Origin of the sequence: Micromonospora maritima, assembly GCF_902825405.1 — a bacterium.
GTDB classification, from domain to species: domain Bacteria; phylum Actinomycetota; class Actinomycetes; order Mycobacteriales; family Micromonosporaceae; genus Micromonospora; species Micromonospora maritima.
In genome coordinates this window covers 1-9,638 of the sequence record NZ_CADEAU010000191.1, presented here as the reverse complement: position 1 = coordinate 9,638, position 9,638 = coordinate 1, and the positions used below count along the sequence as shown (strand labels likewise).

Sequence of the window (9,638 nt, the reverse complement as noted above, 5' to 3'; positions counted from 1 at the left end):
GGCCGGCCCCGCCGCCGGCCCCGCCGTCGCCCACCCCGACCGGCCCGCGTGCCCCGGCCGACGTGGTCGACCTGGCCGCGGTCGACGCGACGGTCCGCACCGACATCCGGTACGCGGGTCCGCACAACTTCGTCGGCCGGCCGATCGACGGCTACCCCGAACCGCTCTGCCTGCTCACCCGCCGGGCGGCCGAGGCGCTGCACCGGGTGCAGACGGCCGCGCTGGCCAGCGGGCACAGCCTGAAGGTCTACGACTGCTACCGGCCGCAGCGGGCGGTGGACGAGTTCGTGGCCTGGGCCAAGCGCCCCGACGAGCAGGAGATGAAGGCGGAGTTCTATCCGGACGTGCCCAAGGACCGGCTCTTCGCCGACGGGTACATCGGCGCGCCCACCGCGCACAGCCGGGCCAGCACGCTCGACCTGACCCTGGTCCCGGTGTCCGGTCCCGCGCCGGCCCGGCACGCCCCCGGCGAGCCCCTGGTGCCCTGCACCGCGCCCGCCGGCCGCCGCTTCGCCGACGACTCGGTCGACATGGGCACCGGGTTCGACTGCTTCGACCCGCGCGCGCACACCGCCGACGCCCGCGTCACCGGCGCCGCCCGGGCCAACCGGGAGCTGCTCCGGGAGCTGATGGGCGCGCAGGGCTTCGAGAACTACCCGCGCGAGTGGTGGCACTACCGCTACGTCGACGAGCCGTACCCGGACACCTGGTTCGACTTCCCGGTGGCCCGCTCGTCGCTGCGGTGAATCGACGGCACGTCATGATCCACAGCGGCTAGGCTGCCGGTGATCACCACCGTCCACCATCGGCGGGCCGCCGGCCCGCCCGGAGAGGACCCACCGTGCCGACCGAACGGATCGGCCCGCCGCTGCGGGCCGGGGAGCGGGAGACGCTGCGCGCGTTCCTCGACTTCCACCGCGCCACCCTGGCCCTCAAGTGCGAGGGGCTGACCGACGAGCAGCTGCGCCGGGCGGCGTCGCCACCGTCTACCCTCTCCCTGCTCGGGCTGCTGCGCCACATGGCCGAGGTGGAGCGCACCTGGTTCCGCCGCGTCATCGCCGCCGAGGACGTGCCGCTGATCTGGTCCGCGACCGGCGACTTCCAGGCGGCGTACGACGTCCGGGACGCCGACGGCGCGGAGGCGTTCGAGGTGTGGCGACGCGAGGTCGAGCACGCCCGCCGCATCGAGCGGGAGGCCGGGTCGCTGGACGTGACCGGCCACCAGGCCCGCTGGGGCGAGGACGTCTCACTGCGCCTGGTGATGCTGCACATGATGCACGAGTACGCGCGGCACAACGGGCACGCCGACCTGATCCGCGAGGCCGTCGACGGCAGCGTCGGCGCCTGACCGGCCGGGACCTCGGTCCCGCCCGCCGGGCCCTCCGGCCCTGCCACCGTCGTCCCGCCCCGAGAAGCGTGGGAGGTGACAACGGCGTGAGGAGGAGCCATGAAGGCACTCGTGTACGGCGGGCCGGGCGAGAAGTCCTGGTCCGAGATCCCGGACCCCACCGTCGCCGGGCCCCGCGACGCGATCGTCCGGGTCGACGCGGTCACCATCTGCGGGACCGACCTGCACATCCTCGGCGGTGACGTGCCCGAGGTCCGGCCGGGCCGGGTGCTCGGCCACGAGGCGGTCGGCACGGTCGTGGCGGTCGGCGACGGCGTCGCCAACCTCACCGAGGGCGACCGGGTCCTCGCCTCCTGCATCTCCGCGTGCGGCGTGTGCCGCTACTGCCGCGAGGGCGTCTACGGGCAGTGCCTCGGCGGCGGCGGATGGATCCTCGGGCACACCGTCGACGGCGTGCAGGCCGAGTACGCCCGCGTCCCGTTCGCCGACCTGTCCACCTACCGGCTGCCGGAGACGGTCTCCGACGAGGCCGCCGTGCTGCTGGCCGACATCCTGCCCACCTCCTACGAGGTCGGCGTGCTCAACGGCGGGGTCCGCCCCGGCGACACCGTGGTGGTGGTCGGCGCCGGCCCGATCGGCCTGGCCGCGATCCAGACCGCCCGGCTCTTCTCGCCCACCCACGTCGTCGCCGTGGACAAGGCGCAGAGCCGGCTCGACGCGGCCAAGCGGTTCGGCGCCGACGTGACCGTGCTCGTCGACGACGACCCGCTCGACGCGGTCCGCTCGGTCACCGACGGGCTCGGCGCGGACGTGGCCATCGAGGCGGTCGGCGTGCCGGCCAGCTTCGAGCTGTGCACCACGCTGGTGCGCGCCGGCGGCCGGGTGGCCAACATCGGCGTGCACGGCGCACCGGCCACGCTGCACCTGGAACGGCTGTGGATCCGCGACGTCACCATCACCACCGGCCTGGTCGACACCCGCACCACGCCGAAGCTGCTGGACATGCTTGTCGCCGGCCAGCTCGACACCGCGCACATGGTGACCCACAGGTACGCGCTCGACCAGATCGTCGAGGCGTACGACGTGTTCGCCCGCCCGGCCGAGACCGGCGCGCTCAAGGTCGTCCTGACCCGACGCTGAGGGAGGCTCCGATGACCGCGCGAACCAGGTGGAACCTGCTCGGACTGGCCGCCATGGCGGTGGCGGCGGTGGTCGCGTACCCGGTGCGACCGGGCCGCCCGCGCCGCGCCGGCCGGTGAGATTGCCGCGTCCGTGTCCCCGGCCGGCCGCCGGGGGCACGGGCACGCGGCTCAGGGCCGGCGCAGCGGCAGCCAGGCCAGCACGTCCTGGATCCGGGCGTCCCAGTAACCCCACTCGTGGTCGCCCGGACCGAAGTCGACGGTGAGCGGCAGCCCGCGCCGCCGGGCGGCGTCGACGAACCGGACGTTGTCCCCGTGCAGGAAGTCCTCGGTGCCGCAGGCGACGTAGAGCGCCGGCAGGTCGGCGCCGGCACGTTCCAGCAGTCCCACCGTGTCGTCGTGCGCCGGCGCCGGCCGGTCGCCCCACACCGTGTGCCACACCGCCGGGTCGACCGGCCGGACCGGGTGGTCCCGCCGGTGCACCACGTCGAGCGCGCCGGAGAGGCTGGCCGCCGCGGCGAACCGGTCCGGGTGCCGCAGTGCCCACTTCACCGCGCCGTAGCCGCCCATCGACAGGCCCGCCACGAACGTGTCCTCCCGCCGGTCGGAGAGGCGGAAGAACGACCGGCACACCTCGGGCAGCTCCTCGCTGAGGAACGTCCAGTACCGGTTGCCGTGCGCCTCGTCGCAGTAGAAGCTCCGCTGCACCTGCGGCATCACCACGGCCAGGCCGAGCGGGGCGACGTAGCGCTCGACCGAGGTGCGCCGGGTCCAGACCGTGTCGTCGTCGGTCAGGCCGTGCAGCAGGTAGAGCACCGGCGGGTCGCCGTCGACGGCGGCGCCCGGCATGCCGATCCCGGCCGCGCCGGGGTCGGGCAGCAGGACGGTCATCGAGGTGCCCATGCCGAGGGCCGAGGAGAAGAAGTCACACCTGATCCGGGCCATGAGCCGGCAGCGTACCCCCGGCGGGGGACCGGAAGGTCCCGACGGAGGTCGGATCGACCGTTCCTATTGCCCTGGGCGGTCGGTCGGGACAGGATGGCCATGCGTGCCGGAAACATGACCGTAACCTGCACGCGCTGCTGGTCTCTGTCACGAGGAAGTGGGAGTCAGTCATGAGCGACGTCTCGGCGGCACTGGGTGTGCGCCTCTACCCGGACCTGGTCGAGCCCGGCGGTCTGGCTCCCGCGCTCGCGCAGACCGCGACCGCACACCAGCTCGACGTCGGTCGGGTCACCGCCCCCGAGCAGGGGCGCAGCCGGTTCACCTGCGCCGAGGCGACCTCCGACCGGGGCGTCGTCTGCGTCAGCCTCGGCGCCCAGGCCCGCTACTTCATGATCGACCTGCGGGTGGACGGCGAGGTCCAGGCTCGCGGCGACGCCACCGACCTGCTCCAGGTCGCGCAGGTGGCCGCCGCCTGGCGGGCCGGCACCACGCTCGCCGAGCTGACCGCCCGCTACCCCTTCATGGAGGAGATGAAGCGCCACCCGGTGGCGCACGCCGGCTGAGGCGAGACCGCCCTCGGCCGGTGCCGGAACCGTGCTTCCGGATGGTGGTCCGCCGGGTCTTCCGCCTCCCCGGCCGTCCGGTGGTCGTGGCCGGGGCCGCCGATCCGGTCGGGCTGCGCTCCGGCGACCTGGTCGACGTCCTGCGTGACGGCGCCGTCGCGGCCACCACCCGTGCCTTCGTCGAGGTGCACGCGCCTGCCGGCGTCGTGGCTCTCGTGCTGCCCGACGTCGCGCCGTCCGACGTGGAGCCGGGCATGGTCGTTCGCCGCGCGTGACGGCAGCCGCCACAAGCTGCTCCGGCTGGCCGTCGCGGATATCGTGTTGCCGCCCCGCGCGCCGCGCCCGTACCGTGGGCGGGCAACGTCGACCTGATCCACCGGGGGAGTCCACCGTGTCGCAGCAGAACCGCACCCGAGCCGAGCGGCCCGCGCCGCGCGGCGGTGCCCTGCTGTCCGAACCGGGCACCGGCTGTGGCCGTCGGCAGTGGCAACCGGGGTGGTGGCGCGTCTAGCGCCGGCGCGACGATCCGCGCGAACCGCCCGCCCCAGACCGGAGCCGGGCGGTTCTTCCGTGTCCGGGGCATCCTCGAGACGGCGTCGGCCGTTCCGGGGCCGTTGGAGCAACTGGCAGCTCACCCGGTTCTCAGCCGGGAGGTTACGGGTTCGAGTCCCGCACGGCCTACGTCAGACGGACGCGAGCAAGGAGACGACGATGGGCTTCACCCCGCTGGCCGGCACCCGGGCGCCGGTCCGGGTCTGGACCGACCCGTACACGATCGAGGCGCAGGCGGCCCGGCAGCTGCGCAACATCGGCGCGCTGCCGTGGGTGCACGGCGTCGCGGTGATGCCGGACGTGCACTTCGGCAAGGGCGCGACGGTCGGCTCGGTGATCGCGATGCGGCAGGCGGTGTCGCCGGCCGCGGTCGGCGTCGACATCGGCTGCGGCATGTCCGCGGTGCGTACCTCGCTCACCGCTGTCGACCTGCCCGACGACCTCGCGTCGCTGCGGTCGGCGATCGAGGCGGCGATCCCGGTCGGCTTCGCGATGCGCGAGGACGCGGTGGACCCGCGCCGGATCCGCGGGCTGGAGCAGGCGGGCTGGGACGACTTCTGGCGCCGGTTCGGCACGCTCGACCGGAAGGTGGCCCAGCTCGAGACCCGGGCGCAGCGTCAGCTGGGCACGCTCGGCGGCGGCAACCACTTCATCGAGGTCTGCCTGGAGCAGGGCGGCCCGGACGACGGCCGGGTCTGGCTGATGCTGCACTCCGGGTCCCGCAACATCGGCAAGGAGCTGGCCGAGCGGCACATGGCGGTGGCGCGCGGGCTGCCGCACAACACCGGCCTGCCCGACCGGGACCTCGCGGTGTTCCTCGCCGGCACGCCGGAGATGGACGCCTACCGCCGGGACCTGTGGTGGGCCCAGGAGTACGCCCGCCGCAACCGGGCGGTCATGCTCGCCCTGCTCTGCCAGGTGGTCCGGGAGGCGTTCCCGCACGTCGGCTACGACGAGCCGATCTCCTGCCACCACAACTACGTGGCGGAGGAGAGCTACGACGGGGTGGACGTGCTGGTGACGCGGAAGGGGGCGATCCGGGCCGGCCGGGGGGACCTGGGCGTCATCCCCGGCTCGATGGGCACCGGGTCGTACGTCGTGCGTGGCAGGGGGAACCCGGACGCGTATTGCTCGGCGTCGCACGGCGCGGGCCGGCGGATGTCGCGGGCGCAGGCGAAGCGGACGTACAGCACGGAGGACCTGGCCGCGCAGACGGCCGGGGTGGAGTGCCGCAAGGACGCCGGAGTGGTCGACGAGATCCCCGGCGCGTACAAGGACATCACCGAGGTGATGGCCCAGCAGGAGGACCTGGTCGAGGTGGTCGCCCACCTCAAGCAGGTCGTCTGCGTGAAGGGCTGAGGCAGGGCCGGCGTCGAGGGGGCGCCGGCCCTACCGGGCGCGCCGACGGAGGCGTACGGCGATGGCGACCGCGCCGATGACGAGCAACGCGGACAGCAGTTGCAGGCCGGGGGAGTCGTCGGCCTCCCCGTACACGATGCCGGTGACGCCGAGCACGACGGCGAGGACGGCGACGGCGGCGAGCAGGTGTCTCACGACTCGTCCTCGTCGGCGACGTATTCGAGCAGGTCGCCGGGCTGGCAGTCGAGCACCCGGCACATGGCCTCCAGCGTGCTGAAGCGGACCGCCTTGGCGCGCCCGTTCTTCAGCACGGCGACGTTGGCCGGGGTGAGTCCGACCCGCTCGGCGAACTCGCCGACGCTCATCTTGCGTCTGGCCAGTTCGACGTCGATGCGCACGACGATGGGCATCAGATCACCGCTTCCATGTCGGTGCGCAGCGTCGTGGCCTGCCGCAGCAGCGCGCGCATCACGACCATCAGCAGCCCCAGCACGCTGACGCCGGTGGTCAGCAGGAACAGCAGCAGCGGCAGCCCCGGGTCGTCGGCGTGGAAGCCGACGTAGAGGAAGACGCCCACCAGCACCACCCAGGCGGCGGTGATCGCCCAGACGATCCCGTCGACCCAGGCCAGGGACGCCGGGGTGAAGATCCGGTCGTTCTTGACCAGGGTGAGCAACTGCCAGGTGCAGACGATCACCACCTGCACGCAGAGCACCCAGAACACCGTCACCGCGGTGGCCGGCCACCTCAGGTAGGCCATGTCCGGGTCCTCCCGCGCCAGGTGCGCGAACTGCCCGGGCAGCGACATGGTCTGGAACAGGACCAGGATCCCGAACAGGAGGACGAGGAAGGCGCGAAGAGGCAGCACCGCGCGTTGCGCTGTCAACATGCATCGACTATCGCTCACAAGCTATCGAAAGTCAATCGGTGGCGCGCGGCAGGCGCCCGCGGGAGAGGTAGAGCGGCAGCCAGGTCAGCGCGGCGCCGGCCGCACCGACCCAGAGCGGGACGCGGGGCCCGGCGTACTGGCCGAGCAGGCCGGCGAGCCCGGCACCGGCCGCGACCGCGCCGGTCAGCAGGAACCGGAACGTGGCGTTCATCCGGCCGAGCAGCCGGTCCGGGGTCACCCGCTGCCGCAGACTCACCCCGATCACGTTGCCGACGCCGGTCCGCCACGCCAGGGCCAGCCAGCCGAACCCGGCCGACCACAGCCAGGGCCCGTGGTCGATCAGCGCCACCAGCGCGCCGGCCGGCGCGACCAGCAGGCCGGGGAGCCACAGTGCGCGGCCGGCGCCGATCCGGGCCGCGAGCGGGCGGGCGGTCAGCGCGCCCAGCAGCGCCCCGACGCCCCCGACGCCGAGGAACAGGCCGAGCGCGCCGGCCTCCAGCCGCAGCTCACGCAGGAAGACCACAGGCAGCATGGTGGTCATCAGGTTCACCGTGAGGTTGACGCCGGCCAGGGAGACGGCGAGCGGACGCAGGACGCCCCCGCCCAGCACGTGCCGCACCCCCTCGCCCAGCTCCCGGCCGAAGCCACCGGCCGGCCGCCTCCCCACCGCGGCCGTCCCGGGACCGATCCGGCCCAGGGCCAGCGCGGCGAGCAGATGGGTGAGCGCGTTCAGGGCCAGCGCGACGGGCGCGCCGAGCGCCTGCACCAGCAGGCCGCCGAGCCCTCGGCCGCCGATCTGGACCGTGGCGTCGGTGGTCATCAACAGCGAGTTCGCCGCGACCAGGCGCTCCCGGCCGACCAGCTCCGGCAGGACGCTGTGCGCCGCCACGTCGCCGAAGACGGTGGCGACGCCGACGAGCAGCACCACCGCGTACAGCTGGCCGAGCGTCAGGACGCCCGCCCACCAGGCGAGCGGGACCGAGGCGTAGAGCAAGGCGCGGGTCAGGCCGGCGGCCACCAGCACGGTACGTCGGGGGGTCCGGTCGACCCACACCCCCGCGGGCAGTCCGATCAGCAGGAACGCGGCGGTGCCGAGCACCGCCAGCAGGCCGACCTGACCGGGCGTGGCGGCCAGCACCGCCACGGCCAGCACCGGTACCGCGAGGTAGCCCACCTGGAAGCCGATGCTCTCGGTGAGGCCGGCCGCGTAGAGGTAGCGGAAGGCGCGGGGCCAACGGGTGGACGGGACGGAAACGGTCGCGGTCATGCCGGGACCCTGTCCGGCAGCCCGGGCGACGGTCGATAATTTCGAGCCTGGTCGAATGCGGGAGGCGCCGGTGCTGCGGGTCGCGGTGGGAGTGCGGGACCTTGCCGGGGTGCGCTTCGCGATCTCGCCGCTCTGGGAGGTCGTCGCGAGCGTGCGGGCGCTGCGGTCGCCCGAGGCCTTCCCCGCCCACCAGCTCTGGCGTGACCAGGTCGCGCCGCGCCTGGCCGGCGTCGACTGGCGCCTGCTCGCCGACCTGGTGCCGGTGCCCACCGTGGTGATCCCGGGCTTCGTCTGCCCGGCGCCGCCGGCCACGCTGCCGGCGCTGGAGACGGAACTGGCCGCCCTCGTGGCCACCCCACCGGACCTGGTCCGCGCCGGGTTGGCCGAGCTGCCGCCGGCCCGCTCGCCCCGGCTCGCCGCCCTCCACGACGATCCGACGGCCGGGCTCGCCCACCTCGCGTCGGTGATCGACGACTACGCCGCGGTGGCGATCGCCCCGTACTGGCCACGGATGCGGGCCCTGCTGGAGCGGGAGATCATGGTGGCCGCCGGGCGGATGGCCACCGACGGGCTGCGCGGCCTCCTCGACGGGATCGACAGGCACGTGTCGTGGGACGACGGCACGCTGCGCGTCGACCACCTGACCCGGGCCGGTGCGGTCGATCTCGGCGGGCGTGGCCTGGTGCTCGTCCCGTCGGTCTTCGCCGGGGCGCGGGTCTGGTCCAACCTGACCGAGCGCCCGGCCCAACCGCTGCTGCGGTACCCGGCCGGCGCCGTCGGCACGCTCTGGGAGCGCAGCGCCGCCCCGCCGAGCGCGGCGCTCGCCCGCGTGCTCGGTCGGACCCGCGCCGCCCTGCTGCACGAGCTGGCGGTGCCGGCGTCGACCACCGAGCTGGCCCGACGGCGAGGGTTGAGCGCGGGGACGGTCTCCCACCATCTCACCGCGCTGCGCGACGCCGGCCTGGTCGGCACGCACCGGGCGGGGCGGTTCCTGCTGTACGCCCGGACCGGATCGGGAGAGGCCCTGATCGGCGGCGCCGGACCGGGGTGACGCGGCTCAGCCGTACACCGGGTGTTCGGCCTGGAAGGCCAGCCGCCGGTCCGCGTCGGAGGCCAGCTCGGCGAGCACGTCGTCGAGCTCCAGGAACGTCTGCCAGCGTTCCTGACCGGTGATGCCGGCGAGCCGGTCCACCACGAGCTGCTCCAGGTCGGTGACCCGGCGGCCCTTCCACACCTTGTCGGCGAGGCTGACCAGCAGGTCCTCCAGCTGCACCCCGGGCGCGTGCCAGGCGGCGTGGGTGACCGCGAAGCGGGCCCGCTCCTCGGGCACGCCGAAGCGCAGCAGCAACTGGTAGCCGGCCTCCTCGTGCGCCGCCCCGGGCCCGGTCAGCTCGGTCGGGTGCTCGACCTTGCCGAGGTCGTGCACGGCCGCGCCGAACAGCACCGCCTGCCGGTCGAACGGCACCGCGGGGAAGCGGTCGGCGAACGCCGCGGTGAGGTGCCACGCGACATCGTGCACCAGCCGCAGGTGCGCGCCGAGGCGCGGCGGCGCCGCCAGGGCGGCCAGCAGCTCGGC

General features: G+C 74.4%; 13 protein-coding genes and 1 tRNA gene. 8 read left to right on the top strand and 6 right to left on the bottom strand.

The annotated features are described in order from the left end of the window. From HUW36_RS17780 to HUW36_RS17770, 3 genes are all read left to right on the top strand, one after another. Positions 1-746, top strand: a 746-nt coding sequence (locus HUW36_RS17780; RefSeq protein ID WP_174529203.1) for a M15 family metallopeptidase, incomplete at its 5' end; no start/stop codon positions are given. Between the two features lie 95 nt (positions 747-841). Then, positions 842-1,348 carry a DinB family protein gene (locus tag HUW36_RS17775; RefSeq protein ID WP_174529202.1) on the top strand — a complete coding sequence of 169 codons (507 nt, stop codon included), beginning with the start codon at positions 842-844 and terminating at the stop codon, positions 1,346-1,348. Positions 1,349-1,447: 99 nt separating this feature from the next. Then, entirely contained in the window at positions 1,448-2,488 is a 1,041-nt protein-coding gene (locus tag HUW36_RS17770; protein ID WP_174529201.1) for a zinc-dependent alcohol dehydrogenase family protein, read from the top strand. A gap of 170 nt (positions 2,489-2,658) precedes the next feature. Here the strand turns inward: HUW36_RS17770 and HUW36_RS17765 are convergent, their stop codons facing one another. Continuing rightward, positions 2,659-3,432 carry an alpha/beta hydrolase gene (locus tag HUW36_RS17765; protein WP_174529200.1) on the bottom strand — a complete coding sequence of 258 codons (774 nt, stop codon included), beginning with the start codon at positions 3,430-3,432 and terminating at the stop codon, positions 2,659-2,661. Between the two features lie 170 nt (positions 3,433-3,602). Here HUW36_RS17765 and HUW36_RS17760 point away from each other — a divergent pair, with 170 nt between their 5' ends. From HUW36_RS17760 to HUW36_RS17745, 4 genes are all read left to right on the top strand, one after another. Then, positions 3,603-3,995 (top strand): hypothetical protein, encoded by a 393-nt coding sequence (locus HUW36_RS17760; RefSeq protein WP_174529199.1) that lies wholly within the window; start codon positions 3,603-3,605, stop codon positions 3,993-3,995. A 20-nt stretch (positions 3,996-4,015) separates the two neighbouring features. Further along, entirely contained in the window at positions 4,016-4,270 is a 255-nt protein-coding gene (locus tag HUW36_RS17755) for a hypothetical protein (RefSeq protein ID WP_174529198.1), read from the top strand. 333 nt (positions 4,271-4,603) lie between these two features. After that, a tRNA-Glu gene (locus HUW36_RS17750) sits at positions 4,604-4,676 on the top strand. A 30-nt stretch (positions 4,677-4,706) separates the two neighbouring features. Then, a complete protein-coding gene (locus tag HUW36_RS17745) occupies positions 4,707-5,906 on the top strand; it encodes an RtcB family protein (RefSeq protein WP_174529197.1) in 1,200 nt (399 codons plus the stop codon). 30 nt (positions 5,907-5,936) lie between these two features. Here the strand turns inward: HUW36_RS17745 and HUW36_RS17740 are convergent, their stop codons facing one another. Genes HUW36_RS17740 through HUW36_RS17725 form a run of 4 tightly spaced genes read right to left on the bottom strand, consistent with a single transcriptional unit; the run spans position 5,937 to position 8,062 of the window. Further along, the gene (locus HUW36_RS17740) at positions 5,937-6,101 is read right to left on the bottom strand and encodes a hypothetical protein (protein WP_174529196.1); all 165 of its coding nucleotides are present in this window, start codon (positions 6,099-6,101) and stop codon (positions 5,937-5,939) included. After that, the gene (locus tag HUW36_RS17735; protein ID WP_174529195.1) at positions 6,098-6,316 is read right to left on the bottom strand and encodes a helix-turn-helix domain-containing protein; all 219 of its coding nucleotides are present in this window, start codon (positions 6,314-6,316) and stop codon (positions 6,098-6,100) included. Before HUW36_RS17735 ends, HUW36_RS17740 begins: the two co-directional genes overlap by 4 nt. Then, complete coding sequence (locus tag HUW36_RS17730) at positions 6,316-6,795, bottom strand: DUF2975 domain-containing protein (protein ID WP_174529194.1); 480 nt, start codon at positions 6,793-6,795, stop codon at positions 6,316-6,318. Before HUW36_RS17730 ends, HUW36_RS17735 begins: the two co-directional genes overlap by 1 nt. Before the next feature lie 31 nt (positions 6,796-6,826). After that, positions 6,827-8,062, bottom strand: a complete 1,236-nt coding sequence (locus HUW36_RS17725) for an MFS transporter (protein ID WP_174529193.1) — start codon at positions 8,060-8,062, stop codon at positions 6,827-6,829. A gap of 55 nt (positions 8,063-8,117) precedes the next feature. Between HUW36_RS17725 and HUW36_RS17720 the strand changes: the two genes are divergently transcribed. Beyond that, the gene (locus tag HUW36_RS17720) at positions 8,118-9,113 is read left to right on the top strand and encodes an ArsR/SmtB family transcription factor (RefSeq protein WP_174529192.1); all 996 of its coding nucleotides are present in this window, start codon (positions 8,118-8,120) and stop codon (positions 9,111-9,113) included. Between the two features lie 6 nt (positions 9,114-9,119). Here HUW36_RS17720 and HUW36_RS17715 read toward each other — a convergent pair. Beyond that, positions 9,120-9,638, bottom strand: a 519-nt coding sequence (locus tag HUW36_RS17715) for an HD domain-containing protein (RefSeq protein ID WP_174529191.1), incomplete at its 5' end; no start/stop codon positions are given.

What these genes read in the sequence shown, in the direction of transcription:
- HUW36_RS17770 (WP_174529201.1), top strand. Translation starts at nt 1,448, where the DNA reads ATGAAGGCACTCGTGTACGGCGGGCCGGGCGAGAAGTCCTGGTCCGAG.
- HUW36_RS17765 (WP_174529200.1), bottom strand. Translation starts at nt 3,432, where the DNA reads ATGGCCCGGATCAGGTGTGACTTCTTCTCCTCGGCCCTCGGCATGGGC.
- HUW36_RS17760 (WP_174529199.1), top strand. Translation starts at nt 3,603, where the DNA reads ATGAGCGACGTCTCGGCGGCACTGGGTGTGCGCCTCTACCCGGACCTG.
- HUW36_RS17745 (WP_174529197.1), top strand. Translation starts at nt 4,707, where the DNA reads ATGGGCTTCACCCCGCTGGCCGGCACCCGGGCGCCGGTCCGGGTCTGG.
- HUW36_RS17735 (WP_174529195.1), bottom strand. Translation starts at nt 6,316, where the DNA reads ATGCCCATCGTCGTGCGCATCGACGTCGAACTGGCCAGACGCAAGATG.
- HUW36_RS17730 (WP_174529194.1), bottom strand. Translation starts at nt 6,795, where the DNA reads ATGTTGACAGCGCAACGCGCGGTGCTGCCTCTTCGCGCCTTCCTCGTC.
- HUW36_RS17725 (WP_174529193.1), bottom strand. Translation starts at nt 8,062, where the DNA reads ATGACCGCGACCGTTTCCGTCCCGTCCACCCGTTGGCCCCGCGCCTTC.
- HUW36_RS17720 (WP_174529192.1), top strand. Translation starts at nt 8,118, where the DNA reads ATGCGGGAGGCGCCGGTGCTGCGGGTCGCGGTGGGAGTGCGGGACCTT.